Source organism: Salinirubrum litoreum (genome assembly GCF_020567425.1).
GTDB lineage: Archaea > Halobacteriota > Halobacteria > Halobacteriales > Haloferacaceae > Salinirubrum > Salinirubrum litoreum.
Genome location: NZ_JAJCVJ010000001.1, coordinates 1,145,395 through 1,162,892, shown reverse-complemented (window position 1 = coordinate 1,162,892; position 17,498 = coordinate 1,145,395). Strand labels below are relative to the sequence as shown.

Sequence of the window (17,498 nt, the reverse complement as noted above, 5' to 3'; positions counted from 1 at the left end):
ACCCGAGTTCGATCCGACCGTGGCGACCGACGGCGACCCACTGGTGGCGATCCAGAACGCCGCGTTGGAACGGGCACTCCTCGCGGAGACCGACAGCAGCGAGTACGTTCTGCTGGCCGGCGCACTCGAACGCGCCCGACCCGACGACGCGGAAGCGGAATCGACGGTATCGAGCGTGCTGTCGGGCGACGACACGGATGCCGAGATCGACGCCGACCGGATCGCCGGGTCGCTGTTGACCGCGACGCTGACTGCCACGTTCGCGGTTCGGCACGGACTCGGTGCCGGTGGTCCGGCACGCCTGCCATCACCGAGTGTCGTCGCTGAGTCGGCGGGCGCAGGATCGGTGGACGGCGACCGGCGACGTCGGCTGTTACTGGAGGGCGCGCTGTTGGCCGTGGAGCGATTCGACGCCACCACTGCGGAGGCGGCTGATCTCGCAGAAGTCGGCGTGTCGGCCTTCGAGCGACAGGTGGAGCGCCGGTCTTGAGGAGCGAACGTTCCGCAGTCAAATCTCCCCGGCGGGTCCGCAGTCGGGTCGCCTCGACGAACCTGGCTGTCGGTTCGCCGACCGAAACCGACCAACTGCACCGCAGTAGCACGGTAGTTTTACGTCCGTTCCGCGAGAGATTCCAGTCATGCACGTGCTAGTCGTCGGTGGCAGTGGGTTCGTCGGAACGGCCCTGTGTCGGGAGTTGTCGGAGCGCGGTCACGACGTGACGGCGCTGTCTCGCAGTCCCGAGGACGCCGCCCTCCCGGCGGACGTGACGACGGCGATGGGCGACGTGACGGCCTACGACTCCATCGAGTCGCACTTCGAGGGACAGGACGCGGTGGTGAACCTCGTCGCGCTCTCGCCGCTGTTCAAACCCTCCGGTGGCGACGAGATGCACGACACGATCCACCGGGGCGGTACCGAGAACTCCGTCCGCGCGGCCGAGGCACACGATGTGTCGCGATTCGTCCAGATGTCGGCGCTCGGTGCGGACCCGACCGGCGAGACGGCCTACATCCGGGCGAAGGGGAAGGCGGAGGAGATCGTCCGCGACTCCGACCTCGACTGGGTGATCTACCGGCCCTCGGTCGTCTTCGGCGACGGCGGGGAGTTCGTCCCCTTCACGAAGAAACTCGCGCCACCCTACGTCACGGCCCTGCCGGGTGGCGGGAAGACGCGTTTCCAGCCCATCTGGATCGGCGATCTGGCTCCGATGCTGGCCGATGGGGTCGAAGAGGACGCGCACGTCGGCGAGGCCTACGACGTCGGCGGGCCGGAGGTGCTGACGCTCGCGGAGGTGGCGAAACTGGCGCACTCGGCCGACGGTCGGCCGGTCAACGTCATCCCGGTCCCGATGGGACTCGCGGGTGTGGGGCTGTCGGTCGCCGGGAAGATTCCGGGCTTCCCGATGGGCGCGGACCAGTACCGGTCGCTGAAGTTCGACAACACGACCGCGAACAACGACGTGGGTGCGTTCGGGGTGACGGAGTCGGATCTGCAGACGTTGTCGGCGTACTTGGGTGTTAACTGAACTGGATACTGAGGGTACTGGTTTGCGGTTGTGTGGGTGGATTTCGCTCCGTTTGGTTTCGACAGATCAGGGTACGTGGGTGAGTCGGTTGGTGAAAACTCGGTCGAGTGGGTCAGTGCGAATTTAGTCAAGTCGGTCGCGGACGACGTGGGGTGAAAGCCCCCGGCGTCTCGACCCCTCCGGGACTTCCTGCGCGCTTCCCTCACGAGAGCCGGCACGCCGGCTCTCGTTCAGTCCAGTGCTTGGGGCGTCCGGGAGGGGTCGAGATTCTGGAGAGCGAAGCTCTCCAACGTCTCGTTCACTTCGTTCACGAGACCGCCGGCCCCTTTCAGTCCCACCCGGTGGAATCTGCGGAGGCGCGTGCAACCCCCGGTGGACCAGTCGGATCAGCGGTGGCCTACCTGCGACCGTCGGCGCGACAGCCCTCTCGACTGGTATCGTGTCGTGAGTCTCGGTGGAAAGGCGGCGATGCTGTTGTGGTCGCGGCCGGCGCGCGAGAAACGCGCGAGGGAGGCAGACGCGGGCGGTGCGGAGAGCGTCTGCCGAGGCTGGGGAGGGCCGAGGTGCGGTGCTGTTCGCGGTGCGGTGGCGGATGCGGGTGCTGTCGCGGTCGAATAGTCCGTTTGTACCGGATCGAGTAGCGTTGCAGGTGCTGTCGTGGTCGCGGTTGTGGTGCTGGTGCGGTCGTGGTCGCGGCTGCGGTGCCGGTGCTGTCGCGGTTCGCGGTGCGGTACTCGTCGTAGTCGTAGTCGGAGTGCTGGTGTTGTCGCGGCCGAGACTCACTCCCGATCAATCGCCCGCCCCATCGACGAGACCATCCAGTACGTCCCGCAACTCGCCACGATACGCCGACAACGAGGTATCCAGCCGCCCGAGCCACACGTCCCGATACGAGGGATGCAGCAACGGAACCACTGTCACACCCAGCGAGTCACAGTCCACCGGTTTCAACACCGAGTCCACGAACCCCGACACCTCGTGCCCCTCGGCAGACAACACGGACTGCGTGGCGTGTTTCCCGGTCGTCACCACCACGGCAGGCTCCACGGCCTCCACCTCCGCCAGCAGGTGTGACCGACACGTCTCGCGCTCTGCGGCGGTCGGCTCGCGGTTCGACCCCGCGCCGTCGCTCGGGAAACACTTCACCGCGTTCGTGTAGACGGTCCGCTCCGCGTAGCCCACCTCTGCCATCGTCTCCCGGATCCGACGACCGGAGTGCCGGGTCGTGTAGGCCATCCCGGTCCAGTTCCCGCCGCGCCACTGGTCGGCGTCTGGGTCGCCCGCACCCGGTGCCTCGCCGACGACAACCACGTCGGCGTCCTGCGGGCCGACCCCCCACGAGATGCACTCGCGCGACTCGGCGAGCGCCGGACAGCGCGCACAGCCAGCCTCGATCACCAGGCGCTCGTCGGGGTCGGGGAACGTCGCCATCGCGGCTACTCGGTCAGTGGCATGACGACGCCGAACAATAGCGGCGCGAACAGCGCGAGCAGGACGCCGACGACCTCCAGATCGAAGAACAGCGTGGCCTCCCACGCCGGGAGCGTCCCGTACAGCGAGTGGCCGACGACCTCGCCGAGTGCGCCGAGCAGAAACAGCCCGATGCCGAGTCCGAAGCCGCGTTTCGTCAGTGTCGGGTAGTCCAGTCTGCCGTAGCGTGGCATACGCGCCGGTACTCGGGAGTTCATCAAGTCGCTTTCGGCCCTCACGGATCGGACGAGTCGGTCCCAGCGGGAATCTGCCGACAGCGAAAGAGTGACTTACCGGCGTCGGCTCCCGTCGGGTATGCTCGAACTCCTGATCGAGACCGCCGTGGAGATGGCACCCCTGTTGTTCTTCGCGGTCGGTTCCGGGGTGCTGTCGCTCGTCGGTATCGAACTCGAACGACTCGGCCTCCAGTCACTCGGTGCCGGTGAGACGACGCTCGGTGTGTGGTTCATCTTCATGGGTATCGTCGCGCTGTACGCCGGCATCTACGTCGTCGGCTACCACGAGTTCCGGCCCCGACTCCGCGCGTACCGTGCGAACGCGGAGAGCGACACCGACGCCTGAGGCAACTGCTCACAGCACCGCCGCGACCGAGGGTGCCGCACTCACGGCACTCACGTCACGCTCCACCGTGTCGGTCGCGTAGATGCCCGCGACTCCTGCCGCCGACAACTTCGACCGAGCGTTCCGAGCCAGCAGCGCGTGGACGCAGGTGACGATCACCCGACCCGCACCCCGGTCGTTCAACACCGCGATGGACTCCGACATCGTCGACCCGGTGGCGACGATGTCGTCCACCAACACCACGTCCCGGTCCTCGACCGGCGCGGCGCTCGGCGTCACCGTCACCTCGCCGGTGTCGTAGTCCCGCTCCTTCTCGAAGTAGTCGGTCGTCCCCGCGCCGTAGGCTCTCTTGACCGTCTCAGCGAGGTCGATGGCCCCCTCGTCAGGCGCGAGGAACAGCGGGTCGGCGAGGTCACCGGGCAGTGGTGCGGCGAGTCGCGGCGCGGCGTCGACGATGTCGACCGGAACGTCGAAGAAGTCCGCGATGGCCGGTTCGTGGGGCGTGACCAGCACCACCCGGTCGGTGCCGGTCGAGACGGCCCGCGCGACCGCCCGTGCAGAGATGGGCTGCCCGGCTTTGAACGCGGCGTCCTGTCGGGAGTACCCCATGTACGGCAGGACCGTGACGACCTCGCTCGCGCCGGCTTCCCGGACAGCGTCCTGCAACTGGAGCAGTTCGACGTGCGCCTCGGCGCTGAGCGTCCCCGCGACGATCACCGCGCGGTCGGGCGTCGTGTCTGTGAGGTCCGGTATCTCGACGAGCAGTTCGCCGTCTGGGAAGCGGTCATACTCCGCGACCGCCAGCGTGTCGCCGGTCTCGCGGGCGAGTGCCCCGGCGAGCGCCTGTGAGTCGGAGCCGGCTACGATCATGTGCGGGACCACTCCGTGCGGGGCTAAACCGCTTTTCGTTCGTCACCTGACCGTCAGCGCGGCGACACCTCGGACGCCCAGCGTCTGCGTCCGCCAGCCGTCGCCCGCGTCGACCGCCAGCGTCCCGCTCTCGCTCACGACGTAGGTCGCGGCCTCGCCGTGAGCCACGGCCGCGACCGCCTCCGGAACCGGGGACTCGACTGCCCGCCACTCTCCGTCGTCGACCGCGAACAGTCGCTCCTCGCCGGCGGTCGCCTCGGTACTGCCGCCGTCGTCCACGACGCCGACCGCGTTCGCCCGGCCGTCGACGCTCCCGGCGACCAGGCGGAAGTCGCCCGACAGGTCGTCCAGCCAGCCGTTTCCGAGGCGGTAGAGACCCGCACCGGTCGCACAGCGCGGGACGCCCGCGCTCGCCACGTCCCGCACGTCGTCCAGTCCGGCGTGGACGAGGTCGTCGCCGACGCGGTAGACGCCGCCCTCTGCGGCCAGAAGGTTCCCGTCGAGTCGGCGGCCGCCGTCGACCTGTCCGAGTTCGCGCCAGCCCTCGTGGTCCGGCGCGCCGAGGCTCGCCTCCTCGCCGTCTTCGGCGTCCTCTGTGTCCCCGCCGGTCTCCTCACCGGTCGCCAGCACCTCGTGCAAGTCGGCGAGTCGACCGACCGTCCCGTCGGGCGAGAGCGCGAGCAGGTCGCCGTCGTCGGCCGCGACGCTCGCCGCCGGGCCGAAGGCGGTCGGCGCGAACGTCTCCGACTCGGGCGGGGCGACCAATACGTCCTCGTCGGTCGCCACCGCGAGTGCGCCGTCGACGCTCGTCACGTCACGGCAGGGTTCTCGCAGTGCGATGCCGAACTCCCCCACGAAGTCGTCGGAGACGTCGACGACCACCAGTCCGAGGTCGGTAGCGACCGCGAGTTCGACCGTGCCGGCCGACTCGGTGTAGACTCGCTTCTCCTCGATTGTCGGCATACGCGGGCCTTCGCAGGGTTCGGCAAAAGGCGTGTGGATGAACGAGTCGGCAAGAGGCGTGCGGATTTCGGGATCGGCGAGAGCCGTGCGAAGCGACTGGTGGGAGTCGGCAGCAGAGACGTGTGAGCCTCAGTCGGCCGGATCGACTTTCGACGCGTCGTCACGCGGGTTGTCGTCTCGTCCTCGGTCATCACGTGGCCGGTCGCCTCGTCCTCGGTCATCACGTGGCCGGTCGCCTCGTCCCCGGGCACTGCGAGTGTCGTTCTCCTGCCGGTCGTCGGTCCCGCCGCCGAACCGTCGTGCGAGTCCCGCGGGCACGTCGCCGACCACCCGACGGGCGACCGGGGCGAGGAGTGCCCAGCCGACCACGTCGAACACCAGATCGAGTCGAGTGTCGGTCGGGCCGTAGACGACCAGCGCGGTCGTGTGGGCCTCGAACACCTCCCAGCCGACGCCCCCGCTCAGGACCAGCGCGAACACCGCGAGGTGACCGGCGACGCCGATCTTTGGGAGGGTATCCCCGCCGGTTCGCAGTCGTCCGACCGCGAGCCAACAGGCGTACAGTCCGGCGGCGAGCAACGACGCCGAGGCCGCGTGTGCGAGGTGGTCCCACCACCAGACCGTGTCGTAGTAGCCGTACAACGCGCCGAACGGGTGGAGTGCGATGCCGCCCGCGATCCACAGGCGGTGTGCCGGCGGCAGTGAGACTCCGGTGACTCGGTCGAGGGCATCCGGCAGGAGCAGCACCGCGAGTCCGTAGTGCGGCAGGAGAATCCCGTCGGCGCGCGTCGGGCCGGCGAGAATCGTCACTGCGAGTGCGACCTGTGCGAGGCGAGCCGTGAGTGCCGGCGCGGCGGGGAGGGAGACCGGCCGGTACCGGGGGAGGGCGGCGGGGACCATCACGTAGTGGGTCGGCGGAGCGCGGTAAGTGCTTTCTCCCGAGCGGAGCGGCGTCGGCGACGGGACGCCGACGCCTACCGCACCGAGTCGAGCAACAGTTTCTGTTCGACGCGCTTGACCTCGTGTTGGACGTCACGCACCGCGTCGATGTTCGCCGAGATCGAACTGACCCCCTGCTCGACGAGGAACCGTACCATCTCGGGCTTCGACCCGGCCTGCCCGCAGATACTGGTGTCGACGCCCAACTCGCGGCAGGTCTCGATGGTCGACCCGATCAACTCCAGCACGGCGGGGTGGAGTTCGTCGAACCGGTCGGCGACGTGCTCGTTGTTCCGGTCGACCGCGAGGGTGTACTGCGTCAGGTCGTTCGTCCCGAAGGAGGCGAAGTCGATGCCGGCCTCGGCCAGTGACTCGATCCCGAGCGCGCTGGCGGGCGTCTCGACCATCACGCCCCACGTCCGGCGGTCGGGGTCGATGCCCTGCTCGCGCAGGAGTTGCACCGCTCGGTGGACGTCCTCGGCGTCGTTGACCAGCGGGAACATGATCTCGACGTTGTCGTAGCCCATGTCGTAGAGGCGGCGGAACGCCTGTAACTCGTAGGCGAAGGTCTCCGGTTGGTCGAGACTCCGGCGGATGCCCCGGTAGCCGAGCATCGGGTTGTGTTCGTGTGGTTCGTCGTCGCCACCCTCCAGTTGCCGGAACTCGTCGGTCGGGGCGTCCAGCGTCCGCACGCGAACCGGCCGGGGGTAGAACTCGTCCGCCACGGCCCGGACGCCACGCACGATCTCGTCCACGAACGCCTTCTCGCCGTGTTCCGCGACGTACCGGTCCGGTGTCTGGCCCAGCGACAGCACCATGTGTTCGATCCGGAGGAGGCCGACGCCGTCCGCGCCGGTCGCGGCCGCGCGCTCTGCGGCCTCCGGGATCGAGACGTTGACCTTCACCTCGGTCGCGGTCATCGGCTTGACGGGCGACTGCGGCCTGACCTCCTCGACCGGATCGTGTTCGACCTCGGGTTCTGTGACCTCGCCGGCCCGGATGGTCCCCTTGTCGCCGTCCATCGTGATCCGCTGGCCGTCCCGCAGTTGCCGGGTCGCGCTCCCGGTGCCGACGACCGCCGGGACGCCGAGTTCGCGGGAGACGATGGCGGCGTGGCTGGTCATCCCGCCCTCGTCGGTGACGATGCCGACCGCGCGCTTCATCGCCGGCACCATGTCCGGCATCGTCATCTCGGTGACGATGATGTCGCCCTCCTCGACCTTGTCGAGTTGGTCGAGTTTCTCGACGATTCTGACCGGTCCCGAGACGATGCCGGGACTCGCGCCGAGCCCTTTCAGCAGGGTGTCGCCGCTGTCGGCGTCGGCCGAAGCCGACGCGTCGCCGTTCTCGCCCGCGGTCGTGTCGGCGTTCGCGGTCGACTCCCCGTTCTCGCCCGAGACGTCCACGCCCCCGTTGGCGAAGGCACTGGAGTCCTCGGCCTTTCCGGCGGGGTTCGACTCGGAGATCGTCGTGATCGGCCGGGACTGGAGCATGAGTATCTCGTCGTCCACCATCGCCCACTCCACGTCCTGCGGGGTGCCGTAGTGCTCCTCGACGCGTTCGCCCAGATCGACGAGTCGCCGGAGGTCCTCGTCCGAGAGGACTCGCTTCTCTCTGCGGTCCTCCGGCACCGGCACCTCGCTGGTCGCGCCGGTCTCGGGATCTTTCACGTGCATCAGTTTCTTGTCGGCGACCGTCACCTCGTCGACGGTGCGGTGCTCGCGGGAGACGACGTAGTTGTCCGGAGAGACAGCGCCGGAGACGACCGCCTCGCCGAGTCCCCACGCGGCCTCGATGATCACGCGCGGTTCGCCGGTGGAGGGGTGGGAGGTGAACATCACGCCCGACTGGTCGGCGTCGACCATCTGCTGGACGACGACCGCGATGTCGACCTGGTCGTGCGGGAACCCCTGTCGGGTGCGGTAGTAGATCGCCCGCTGTGAGAACAGCGAGGCCCAGCAGTCGCGGACGCGATCCAGCAGGTCGTCTTCGGTGATGTTGAGGAACGTCTCCTGTTGGCCGGCGAAGGAGGCGTCCGGGAGGTCCTCGGCGGTCGCGGACGACCGGACCGCCACGAACTCCTCACCGTCACCGAGCGACTCGTAGGCGTCGAGAATCTCCGCTCTCACGTCGTCGGGGAACTCGGTCCCGGTGATGAGTTCCTCGGCGCGGCGCTGCGCCTCGGCGAGTGCACCGGAGTCTTCGGGGTCGATGTCCATCGCCGCGAACAGTTCGTCGTCGATACCCGCTTCCTGAATGAACGACCGGTAGGTGTCGGCCGTGACGACGAACCCGGGCGGCACCGGCAGACCCGCGCCGGTCAGTTCCCCGAGCGAGGCCGCCTTCCCGCCGACGGCGTCCAGATCGCCGGACCGTATGTCTTCCAGCCAGCGTACAGCCATTACGTCTGTCTCTGCTGGAAGCGACCTAAAGAAGCTTCCGGCAGGTTTCCTCTGCAAGAAATTGAGTCGAAACCGAGTAACGTCGCCCGTCACCGGGCGGCCCGGCGGGGATCTGCGGGGCCGCCGGAGCGCAGGATTGAACCCACGCCCCGCTGAACGGCCTGCATGGACACGCGGCGCACGCTCCTCGTCGATGCGTTCACCACAGAGCCGACGGCCGGCAACGCGGCCGGGGTCGTCCCGGACGCCGACGGCCTGTCGGCCGAGCAGATGCAAGCCATCGCGCGGGAACTCGCGGTCAGCGAGACGGCCTTCCTCCAGTCGAGTGGGTCGGCAGACCGACGGGTTCGGTACTTCACGCCGACACAGGAGGTCGCGCTCTGTGGACACGCGACGATCGCCAGCCACGCGCACCTCCACGAGGACGGGGTGATCGAGCGCGGGACGCACACCTTGGAGACGAACGTCGGCGTGTTGGAGATCGAGATCGGCGAGGACGACAGAGTGTGGATGACACAGGATCAGCCGACGGTTCGGCAGGTCGACCTCGACTGGGCCGAGGTCGGGGACGCCCTGGGGATCGACCCCGCCGCGTTCCGGGACGTGGCGGCCGACGTGCCGCCGGCCGTCGCCTCGACGGGGATGGCGTTTCTGCTGGTGCCGGTGAACTTCCTCGAACACCTCGGCAACGCCGACCCGGACTTCGCCGCGATCGAGGCGCTCGCCGAGGCGCACGACGCAGTCGGCGTCTACGCCTTCACGTTCGACGCGCTGGGAGCGGACTCGACGCTCCACGGGCGGTGTTTCGTCCCCGGCGCGGGCGTCCCGGAGGACCCGGTGACCGGGACGGCCAGTGGTGCCTGCGGCGCGTACCTCCGGCACGTCGGCGCGTTCGACGACCTGCCCGACGAGATGACCTTCGAACAGGGCCACTTCGTGGACCGCCCGGGTGTAGTGTCGGTTCGCGTGGGTGACGAGGTGCGCGTGGGTGGCCGGGCCGTGACGACGCTGGAGGGGTCGATGGTGATCCCCGAGTTCGACGACGACGAGATCATCGAGGCGTAATCCCGAGACGAGAATTCTGTCGAGTGAGTTGTGGACGGCGATGGGTGAAAGCCCCTAGTCGAAGTGATCGGTGTCGCCCGAGTCGTGGACGGCGAGAGGTGAAAGCCCCAAGACGCTAGAATCGTTTTCGGGTGGGTCGCGGACGACGAGAGGTGAAAGCCCCAAGACGCTAGAATCGTTTTCGGGTGGGTCGCGGACGACGAGAGGTGAAAGCCCCCGCGCTCTCGACCTGCCGTGACTTGGTGTCGTTCGAGAGAGCGAAGCTCTCTCGTGATGACGAGAGACGCCACGGCGTCTCTCGAACCACGCTCCTCAGTCGGTCGAGCCGGCAAGCCGGCTCTCCCTCCCTGCGGTGCTGACGGGCGAGCCACGCCTCGCCCGTCTGCTGGCGAGACCTCCGGTCTCGCTCTGTCACCGGCGCGGCGCGCCGGTTTCCAGCGGGACCGACGGTCCCGCCCGGCTACCGGCGTCGGGGCAGGGTCGAGAGCGCGGCCCCTTTCAGTCCCACCCGGTGGAATCTGCGACCCATCGCGCAACTCGCGGTAGACCAGTCGGGTTCAGCGCGAGCGCCTCCCTGTGACCGTCGGCTCGTCTGAGGCGGCTGCACGCCGCCGAAGTGCGCGACACGGAGGTCGCGCCAGCCCGCTCGACTGGTGCGTGTGATACGAGCCTACGAATGTAGAAAAACTATATTCGTGTATTTCTAAATCGTGAGCCTACGTAGCGCCCTTGCGGTCGGCGCGCGCGAGGAGTCGTCCTCGTGAGCTTGCGAACAGGGCGAGACCGAGGGTCTCGCTGGCAGTCGGCGCGGCGCGCCGACGACAGAGCGGGACCTTCGGTCCCGCCAGCAACCGGCGCTCCGCGCCGGTGACAAGGGTCAGCGAGAGCGTCGCTCTCGCCAGACGTGCGAGGGAGGTCGGCGCGGGCGGTGCGGAGAGCGCCGGCCGAGGCTGGGGAGGTGTGAGGTGCGGTGCTGTCTGCGGTGCGGTTCCTCGCGCTCGCACGAGTAGCGGCGCTGTTGCGGATGCGGTCTGCGGTGCTGTCGCGGTCGAATAGTCCGGTTGTCCCGGATCGAGTAGCGGTGCTGGTGCTGGTGCGGTTCGCGGTTCGGGTCGCGGTCGCGGTTCCGCTGGGAGGTGCGCTGTATCGAGTAGCGGTGGTGTCGCAGTAACAGTCTCACACGTAGTCCAACAAAAACCCCGAAACCACTTCGCCAACCGTCCCCGACTGGCCGACGAAGAAGTGATCGCCGCTCAACTCCCGCACCTCGAATCCGACCTCTCTCGCACGCTCTGCCACCGGCTCCCAGTCCACGGTCGTATCTCGCTCGCCGACGACCACCTGCGCCGGGCAGTCCACACCGTCCAGTGCCCGAACCACGTCCAACTCCGGGCCGAGACGCGCGGTCGGCGCGAGGGCACTCACCGCCGACAGGCCGACCGCCACCTCGGACCCGCCGGCCGCCAACAGTGCCAGCGACGCACCGAAACTGAAGCCGAACAGGCCGACACGGTCGTAGCGCGAGTCGGCCCACCGCAGCGCCTGCCGGGTGTCCGCCGACTCCCCGCGACCTTCGTCCCAGTCGCCGTAGTCGAACCGGAGACAGTCCACGCCTGCCGCGGTGAGCGCTTCGCTCACCGCGACCAGTCGCTCGTCGCCGCGATGCCCCCGGTGCTGGGGATGCGGCGGACAGGCGACGACGACCGACTCGGCAGTGTCCGACACACTCGCGGTGTCTAGCGACCCGCGCACGTCACGACCACCCGGAATCAAGACGGTCTCGCTCACGGTCGTCCCGAGTCGCCGGAGCGACAAGCCGGTTACCATGCGGTGTGCCCGAACCACGGTTCCGTCGACCGTGAGCTACGTCTCCGTCTCACAGCCGAGAACCGGCCAGCGGTCGGGCGCATGAGGTTTTAAGCCTCAGGTGCCCAAGAGACAGGTATGGGAATACTCTCGCGCGCGTCCTACGTCGTTCGGTCGAAGATCAACGCCCTCCTCAATCGTGCCGAGGACCCCAACGAGACGCTCGACTACTCCTACGAGAAGATGCGGGACGAACTCCAGCAGGTCAAACAGGGGATCGCCGACCTGACGACCCAGAAGAAGCGACTGGAGATTCAGAAGCGCCGACTCGAAGACAACGTCGAGAAGCACAACGAGCAGGCCCGCGAGGCGATCAACCAGGATCGTGAGGACCTCGCTCGGAAGGCGTTGGAGAAGAAGAACGCGAAGCTGAACCAGATCGAACAACTGGACGGGCAGATCGAACAGCTCCAGAACACGCAGGACGATCTGGTCGAGAAGAAGAACACGCTCCAGAGCCGCATCGAGGAGTTCCGCACGAAGAAGGAGACGATGAAGGCCCGATACGAGGCCGCAGAAGCCTCCAGTCGCGTCTCCGAGGCGCTGTCGGGCGTCGGCGACGAGATGGAAGACACCGCCCGCGCCATCGAGCGTGCCGAGGAGCGCACCGAGGAGATGGAAGCCCGGTCGATGGCGATGGACGAACTCGCCGACACCGGCGCGTTCGACGACGCCCTCTCTGACAAAGACCAGATCGACCGCGAACTCGAAGCCGGCCGCTCCAGCCGCGAGGTCGACACCGAACTGGAGACGCTGAAAGCCGAGATGGGCAAGGGGAGCGCACCGAGCGAGTCGACGACGGCGGACGCAGACGCCGACGCCGAACTCGACGACCTCGAGGCCGACGCGGACGTGGCCGACGAAGAGGTCGAAGCCGAACTGGAAGAGTTGAAGAACGAAGAGGACGCCTGAGTCCGGATGGACGAGATCGTCGCCGCCGTCGAGGAGTCGCTGTCGCCGGAGACCCGCGAGGAGTTCGACGCCCGCGTCGAACGACAGGCCGCGACCGTCGGTCACGACGTTCGGTCGGGCGCACTGGACAACGACGATTTCGCGGTCGGACTCGAACTGGAGACGTACGCCACCGACGCCACGGGACGACTGGTCAGGTTGCCCGACGCGCTGTTCGACAGTGGCGTCTGCGGGAAGGAACTCGGCGTCCACAACGTCGAACTGAACACCAAGCCGGACGTGTTCGACGCGCCCGGTCTCGAACGACAGGCGGCGTCGATCCGCACCGCGGTTCGGGAGGCACGGCAGGCGGTCGCCGACCTGTCGGCAGACACGGACCGCCCGGCCGACGCGGACGCCGACGACTCGATCCGCCTCCCGCTGGACGCGATGTGGACCGTCGGGCCGTCGGAGGGGGCCGGCGCGTACCTCGACGCACACACCGAGCAGGACGGCGTCGTGATCGCCGAGAACATGCGTCGGAACGCCCGATACGTCGCCTTAGACAACGAGATCCTGCGGCGTGCCGGTGGCTCGGTCACCCTCGACGTGCCGGGCGTCGAACGCGCCTTCCCGACGATCCTCGTCGAGTCGCTCGCCACCTCGATCCAGCCACACCTCCAGATTCCAGCCACCGACGACCTGCCGACCTACTTCGACGTGGCGCTCCGGACGATGGCACCCGTACTCGCGCTGGCGACGAACTCGCCGTTCCTCCCGGCCGAGTTCTACCCCGAGGTGCGTGGCGAGGAGGCACACGAGATCGTCACGGCGAGCCACCACGAACTCCGGATCGCCGTGTTCGAACAGGGGATCAACGCCGGCTGTGAGCCCGGCCGAGAGAAGGTGCGATTCCCGCGCGACCTGACGGCCGCGACCGACGTGGCCGACCGCCTCGTCGCCGACGAGACCTACGCCCCGTTCCTGACCGAACCCCACGCCGAGGTGCCCGACGACTACACCGAGCGGTTCCCCGAACTCGACCACAAACGCGGTACCTACTGGCGCTGGCTCCGGACGGTCGTCGGCGGCCAGGTGCCGCGCGGGACCCGCGACCGGCACGGCGACACGGCGGGCGACGACAACACGACCGCCTCCGTCAGGTTGGAGTATCGTCCACTCCCGACTCAGCCGACCGCGACCGACGTCGTCGGCCTGCAGTGTCTCACCGTCGGGCTGATCAGGGGGCTGGTCGCCGCAGACCACCCAGTCGTCGGCCTCGACTGGGCCGACGCCCGCGAGTCGTTCTACGACGTGGCCGCGAACGGCCTGGACGCCGACCTCGCCTGGATCACGGCCGAGGGCGAGGAGACGACCGACAGCGACACCGTCCTCCGAGAGGTGTTCGAGTACGCTCGCCGAGGGCTGACCGAACAGGGACTCCACGAGGCGAAGGCCGACGCCTACCTCGCGCCAATCGACGCCCGGCGGCGCGTGGGGACGACCCCGAGCGACTGGAAACGCGAGCGGGTTCACGAGGTTGTCGACGACGGCGCGACGCTCCCCGAGGCGATCTGCCGGATGCAGCGCGACTACCTCGAACGCGCCGGGCGCGTCGATTCGTTCGTCGACTGGCTCTGAGGACGTCGCTACCGTTCTCGCGCGCCGGTCCCCGACCGATCCAGTCCGCCGAGCCGAATCTGCCCGCCGGACAGGTCGACCCCGTCGTAGGCGTCCTCGGTCAGCAGGAGCGCCCCGTCCAGATCGGCGTAGTCCAGCAGTGGCGCGAGGTGACAGGCGCCCGCGATGGCGGCGTTCGACTCCACCATACAGCCGAGCATCACCTCCAGTCCGTGGGCGCGGGCGGTGTGGATCATCCGTTTCGCCTCGCGCAGGCCGCCGCACTTCATCAGTTTCAGGTTCACGATGTCCACGCTGTCCGCCACTCGGGGCACGTCTGCGAGGGTGACGCACGACTCGTCGGCCGCGATCGGCAGTGCCCCGTGGTCGTAGACGAACTCGAGGCCCTCGGGGTCGTCCGCCGGGACCGGTTGCTCGACGAACTCGACGTCGTAGTCTGCGAGCGTCTCGGTCGCCCGGACCGCCTCGCGGGGCGTCCACGCCTCGTTCGCGTCCACCCGGATCGTCGCGTCCGGTGCGGTCTCTCTGACCGTCGAGACGATCGCCTCGTCGCGGTCGGTGCCGACCTTCACCTTCAGCGTCGAGTAGCCGCGTTCGACCGCCTGCTCGGTCTTCCGCCGCATCGTCTCGGTGTCGTCGATCCCGATGGTGAACGACGTGTCGGGCGCGCCTGCGGGGTCGAGTCCCCACAGCCGATAGAGTGGCTGGTCGAGTCGCTTCGCGACGAGGTCGTGGAGCGCGATGGAGACGGCGGCGTGTGCGGCGGGATTGTCGTTCACCCGCCCGCGCATCTCCCGCTCGATCCGGTCGAGCGCGAGTGGATCGCCCACGTCTCGAACCACGTCGAGCAGGGCCGGCAGGACGGCCTCGACCGTCTCGACGGTCTCGCCGTAGTGCCGCGAGGGGGCGGCCGCGCCGACGCCGGTCGTTCCCGCCTCGTCGGTGATCTCGACGGCGACGTTCCGAGCGGTCGACGCCGACCCACGCGAGATGGTGAACTCGTGTTCGAGCGGGAGTTCGAGTCGCTCGAAGTCGGCGGTCAGGGCCATAGCGCGTCCACGACCTCCCCGGCGTCGAATCTGACTGGGTCGGTCGCCGGCCCACCCAGCGCGTCGCTGTAGTCGTCCAGTGCCGCCCGCGCGGTCTCGTCGTCCGGCAGGTCGGCGGTGTTGAGACAGCCGGCGACGACCTCGGTCTCGTGGACCGGATCGGCGAGCGACTCGTAGAGGTCGACGTACTCGGGGACCGGCCGGATGGGGAAGGACTCGTAGCCGTGGATCGCCTCCCGGCCGGCGACGTGGCAGAGGACGAGGGCGTCGGCCATCGCGCCGTGGAGGATGCCGCAGGTGACGGCGGAGTAGGCCGGATGCGTGATCGACCCCTGTCCCTCGACGACGAGGAGGTCGTGGTCGTCGCCGATCTCCAAGATCATCTCCTCGACCGCGCCGGCGGTGAAGTCCGAGACGACGCGGTCGATGGGGTTGCCCCACCCGGCGATCATGATGCCGGTCTGGCCGGTCGGGACGAACGCGGCGTCGATGCCTCGCTCCTGTGCGGCCTCGACGATCTCCAGCGAGGCGGTCATCTTCCCGACCGAGCAGTCGGTGCCGACCGTCAGCGCGATCTTCGCGTCGACCTCGTCGGCGATCCCCTGTGCGACCGTGAGGTCCGGATCGGGTTTGCGCACGTCGCGGAGTTCGACGCCGGCCTCGGCGGCCATCGCGGCGAACTCGTCGTCCTCAGAGAGGAAGTAGTGGAGCCCCGCGACCACGTCACAACCCCGGTCGATGGCGGTCTCGACGTCGTCGCGCCACGACTCGTCGAAGCCGCCGCCGATCGGGGCGATGCCGATCAACAGGACGTCGGCCTCGGGTGCCTCGGCCATCGACCCGACGATGGGTGCGTCGGGGAGGTCGGCCCGGCAGTCGGCCACGCGCTGGCCGGCCCGGTCGCGGTCGAGGACGGCGACGATCTCGTCGGTGCCGTACTTCATGACGCCCGTGGCCGTCTTCGCCCGGTCCGGGAACTTCCCGTGGGCGAGGACGACCACGCGCCGTGGATCGTTCGTCATACCCTGCGGGATGTGGACACGCGACTTAAAGAGGGTCCCTATCACGTCGTGGGCCGAGGCTCTGCTCGCTGGGACGACGAAGCCGTGACTGGGGAGACGTCCTCTCCCGAGAATCGAGACCGCGAGCGCTCCTACTCGCGCGCGACGGCGATGTTCTGGACCGCGCCGCCACAGTCGGGACACTCGGTCAGTCGGTCTGTGCTGGTCGTCCGGTCGCCGCAACTCAGACACTCGTAGTAGCCGCGTTCGGGGGTGTACGGGTCGACGGTCGCGTTGTTGATAACCATGTGAGTGGCTCACAGGCTCCTCGAAGTAAGGCTTCCCCTGAAGGTTCTCTGGAGAGTATTATGTCTTTAATCGCTACGGTCGGACGTTCGTCCAGAAATCGTCGGTGGTCGCTCGCTCGGACTGTCGGAACGTCGACCGTGCGGCCTTCCTTCCACGCGCTCCGGCGAGCCTACTCGGCTACTCGACGACCGCGACACAGACGAACGTCTCGCGTCGACCCTCGGCGCGCGCGACCCGGAAGCCGGCCTCGGAGAAGCCGGCGACCGCGTCCTGCAGTGCGTAGCGTTCCTCGCGCGGTGGGCCGCTCTCGCCGTCGCCGTCGGCGGTCCAGTCGACCGTCACGACGCGCCCGCCCGGTCGGATCACGCGAGCCAGTTCCGCGAGCGACTCGGGGGTGGCGAACTCGTGGTAGGTCATCGTGGAGAAGGCGGCATCGAGTGCGTCGTCCGCGAAGGGGAGGTCGCCGACTTCGGCCGTCACAGTCTCGACCGACGCGGGCAGGCCCTTCTCGCGGTAGATGTCGTGCATCTCGGACTGCACGTCCACGGCGTAGCAGGTGCCGACGTGTGGTGCCACGTCGTCGGTGTAGAAGCCGGTGCCACTGCCGAGGTCCGCGACCACTGCGTTCTCGCCGGGGGCGAGCAGCGAGAGGAGTTCCTCGCGTGAGCAGTAGCGATAGCGACTCGCGTCCTCCAGTGCGTCGGCGCGGTCCACGTCGAACGTGTGGAATCCCATACCTCGGGTTCGGTGTCCGGGGTGGTAACGCTACCTCTCTCGGACTACTCGTGGTGCTGGGTCGCTGAGAGTCGAGTCGGGTGTGACGGTGCCTGTCTCGCTCCCGCGAACTGTGATGGCTACGACCTCGGAGACGACACCGGTAGCCCGACCGCAGACCGCGATAGCACCGCAGACTACGACAGCGAC

The 17,498-nt window shown here is 68.4% G+C and carries 17 protein-coding genes; 6 read left to right on the top strand and 11 right to left on the bottom strand.

Annotation, left to right across the window (positions count from 1 at the left end; all coding sequences use genetic code 11):
- Nucleotides 1-19: 19 nt before the first annotated feature.
- The gene (locus LI337_RS05775) at nucleotides 20-490 is read left to right on the top strand and encodes a hypothetical protein (RefSeq protein WP_227228809.1); all 471 of its coding nucleotides are present in this window, start codon (nucleotides 20-22) and stop codon (nucleotides 488-490) included.
- Between the two features lie 148 nt (nucleotides 491-638).
- Nucleotides 639-1,526, top strand: a complete 888-nt coding sequence (locus LI337_RS05770; protein WP_227228808.1) for a complex I NDUFA9 subunit family protein — start codon at nucleotides 639-641, stop codon at nucleotides 1,524-1,526.
- Nucleotides 1,527-2,315: 789 nt separating this feature from the next.
- Here LI337_RS05770 and LI337_RS05765 read toward each other — a convergent pair.
- Complete coding sequence (locus LI337_RS05765) at nucleotides 2,316-2,957, bottom strand: uracil-DNA glycosylase family protein (protein ID WP_227228807.1); 642 nt, start codon at nucleotides 2,955-2,957, stop codon at nucleotides 2,316-2,318.
- A gap of 5 nt (nucleotides 2,958-2,962) precedes the next feature.
- Nucleotides 2,963-3,190, bottom strand: coding sequence for a DUF7860 family protein (locus tag LI337_RS05760; RefSeq protein WP_227228806.1), 228 nt, complete (start codon nucleotides 3,188-3,190; stop codon nucleotides 2,963-2,965).
- Between the two features lie 121 nt (nucleotides 3,191-3,311).
- On the opposite strand from LI337_RS05760, the gene LI337_RS05755 reads away from it, so the two are divergent.
- Nucleotides 3,312-3,578, top strand: coding sequence for a DUF8151 family protein (locus LI337_RS05755; RefSeq protein ID WP_227228805.1), 267 nt, complete (start codon nucleotides 3,312-3,314; stop codon nucleotides 3,576-3,578).
- Nucleotides 3,579-3,587: 9 nt separating this feature from the next.
- Here the strand turns inward: LI337_RS05755 and prs are convergent, their stop codons facing one another.
- The 4 genes from prs to ppsA all read right to left on the bottom strand — a co-directional run bounded on the left by prs (nucleotide 3,588) and on the right by ppsA (nucleotide 8,752).
- Nucleotides 3,588-4,448 (bottom strand): ribose-phosphate diphosphokinase, encoded by an 861-nt coding sequence (prs, locus tag LI337_RS05750; protein ID WP_227228804.1) that lies wholly within the window; start codon nucleotides 4,446-4,448, stop codon nucleotides 3,588-3,590.
- Nucleotides 4,449-4,490: 42 nt separating this feature from the next.
- Complete coding sequence (locus LI337_RS05745) at nucleotides 4,491-5,411, bottom strand: HVO_0234 family beta-propeller protein (protein WP_227228803.1); 921 nt, start codon at nucleotides 5,409-5,411, stop codon at nucleotides 4,491-4,493.
- A gap of 129 nt (nucleotides 5,412-5,540) precedes the next feature.
- Nucleotides 5,541-6,311 carry a DUF2238 domain-containing protein gene (locus LI337_RS05740; RefSeq protein WP_227228802.1) on the bottom strand — a complete coding sequence of 257 codons (771 nt, stop codon included), beginning with the start codon at nucleotides 6,309-6,311 and terminating at the stop codon, nucleotides 5,541-5,543.
- A gap of 74 nt (nucleotides 6,312-6,385) precedes the next feature.
- Nucleotides 6,386-8,752: a phosphoenolpyruvate synthase gene (gene ppsA / locus LI337_RS05735; protein ID WP_227228800.1), complete on the bottom strand. Its 2,367-nt coding sequence runs from the start codon at nucleotides 8,750-8,752 to the stop codon at nucleotides 6,386-6,388.
- A gap of 165 nt (nucleotides 8,753-8,917) precedes the next feature.
- Here ppsA and LI337_RS05730 point away from each other — a divergent pair, with 165 nt between their 5' ends.
- A complete protein-coding gene (locus LI337_RS05730; RefSeq protein ID WP_227228799.1) occupies nucleotides 8,918-9,817 on the top strand; it encodes a PhzF family phenazine biosynthesis protein in 900 nt (299 codons plus the stop codon).
- A gap of 1,176 nt (nucleotides 9,818-10,993) precedes the next feature.
- Here the strand turns inward: LI337_RS05730 and LI337_RS05725 are convergent.
- Nucleotides 10,994-11,605, bottom strand: a complete 612-nt coding sequence (locus tag LI337_RS05725; protein ID WP_345777740.1) for an alpha/beta hydrolase — start codon at nucleotides 11,603-11,605, stop codon at nucleotides 10,994-10,996.
- A 156-nt stretch (nucleotides 11,606-11,761) separates the two neighbouring features.
- On the opposite strand from LI337_RS05725, the gene LI337_RS05720 reads away from it, so the two are divergent.
- Both LI337_RS05720 and LI337_RS05715 read left to right on the top strand, forming a co-directional pair.
- Nucleotides 11,762-12,595: a PspA/IM30 family protein gene (locus LI337_RS05720; protein ID WP_227228797.1), complete on the top strand. Its 834-nt coding sequence runs from the start codon at nucleotides 11,762-11,764 to the stop codon at nucleotides 12,593-12,595.
- Nucleotides 12,596-12,601: 6 nt separating this feature from the next.
- On the top strand, nucleotides 12,602-14,215 hold the full coding sequence (locus LI337_RS05715; protein ID WP_227228796.1) for a glutamate-cysteine ligase family protein: 1,614 nt from the start codon (nucleotides 12,602-12,604) through the stop codon (nucleotides 14,213-14,215).
- Nucleotides 14,216-14,223: 8 nt separating this feature from the next.
- Here the strand turns inward: LI337_RS05715 and LI337_RS05710 are convergent, their stop codons facing one another.
- From LI337_RS05710 to LI337_RS05695, 4 genes are all read right to left on the bottom strand, one after another.
- Nucleotides 14,224-15,264: a dipeptide epimerase gene (locus LI337_RS05710; protein WP_227228795.1), complete on the bottom strand. Its 1,041-nt coding sequence runs from the start codon at nucleotides 15,262-15,264 to the stop codon at nucleotides 14,224-14,226.
- Entirely contained in the window at nucleotides 15,255-16,286 is a 1,032-nt protein-coding gene (locus LI337_RS05705; RefSeq protein ID WP_227228794.1) for an N-acetyltransferase DgcN family protein, read from the bottom strand. Before LI337_RS05705 ends, LI337_RS05710 begins: the two co-directional genes overlap by 10 nt.
- Nucleotides 16,287-16,417: 131 nt before the next feature.
- Nucleotides 16,418-16,573 (bottom strand): rubrerythrin-like domain-containing protein, encoded by a 156-nt coding sequence (locus tag LI337_RS05700; protein WP_227228792.1) that lies wholly within the window; start codon nucleotides 16,571-16,573, stop codon nucleotides 16,418-16,420.
- A gap of 178 nt (nucleotides 16,574-16,751) precedes the next feature.
- Nucleotides 16,752-17,309, bottom strand: a complete 558-nt coding sequence (locus LI337_RS05695) for a class I SAM-dependent methyltransferase (protein ID WP_227228791.1) — start codon at nucleotides 17,307-17,309, stop codon at nucleotides 16,752-16,754.
- Between the last annotated feature and the right edge of the window lie 189 nt (nucleotides 17,310-17,498).

Excerpts from the sequence above, each read along its gene's own strand:
- ppsA (WP_227228800.1), bottom strand. The coding sequence starts at position 8,752 with ATGGCTGTACGCTGGCTGGAAGACATACGGTCCGGCGATCTGGACGCC.
- LI337_RS05700 (WP_227228792.1), bottom strand. The coding sequence starts at position 16,573 with ATGGTTATCAACAACGCGACCGTCGACCCGTACACCCCCGAACGCGGC.
- LI337_RS05730 (WP_227228799.1), top strand. The coding sequence starts at position 8,918 with ATGGACACGCGGCGCACGCTCCTCGTCGATGCGTTCACCACAGAGCCG.
- LI337_RS05720 (WP_227228797.1), top strand. The coding sequence starts at position 11,762 with ATGGGAATACTCTCGCGCGCGTCCTACGTCGTTCGGTCGAAGATCAAC.
- LI337_RS05755 (WP_227228805.1), top strand. The coding sequence starts at position 3,312 with ATGCTCGAACTCCTGATCGAGACCGCCGTGGAGATGGCACCCCTGTTG.
- LI337_RS05760 (WP_227228806.1), bottom strand. The coding sequence starts at position 3,190 with ATGCCACGCTACGGCAGACTGGACTACCCGACACTGACGAAACGCGGC.
- LI337_RS05740 (WP_227228802.1), bottom strand. The coding sequence starts at position 6,311 with ATGGTCCCCGCCGCCCTCCCCCGGTACCGGCCGGTCTCCCTCCCCGCC.
- LI337_RS05745 (WP_227228803.1), bottom strand. The coding sequence starts at position 5,411 with ATGCCGACAATCGAGGAGAAGCGAGTCTACACCGAGTCGGCCGGCACG.
- LI337_RS05710 (WP_227228795.1), bottom strand. The coding sequence starts at position 15,264 with ATGGCCCTGACCGCCGACTTCGAGCGACTCGAACTCCCGCTCGAACAC.
- prs (WP_227228804.1), bottom strand. The coding sequence starts at position 4,448 with ATGATCGTAGCCGGCTCCGACTCACAGGCGCTCGCCGGGGCACTCGCC.
- LI337_RS05705 (WP_227228794.1), bottom strand. The coding sequence starts at position 16,286 with ATGACGAACGATCCACGGCGCGTGGTCGTCCTCGCCCACGGGAAGTTC.
- LI337_RS05765 (WP_227228807.1), bottom strand. The coding sequence starts at position 2,957 with ATGGCGACGTTCCCCGACCCCGACGAGCGCCTGGTGATCGAGGCTGGC.
- LI337_RS05695 (WP_227228791.1), bottom strand. The coding sequence starts at position 17,309 with ATGGGATTCCACACGTTCGACGTGGACCGCGCCGACGCACTGGAGGAC.
- LI337_RS05770 (WP_227228808.1), top strand. The coding sequence starts at position 639 with ATGCACGTGCTAGTCGTCGGTGGCAGTGGGTTCGTCGGAACGGCCCTG.
- LI337_RS05715 (WP_227228796.1), top strand. The coding sequence starts at position 12,602 with ATGGACGAGATCGTCGCCGCCGTCGAGGAGTCGCTGTCGCCGGAGACC.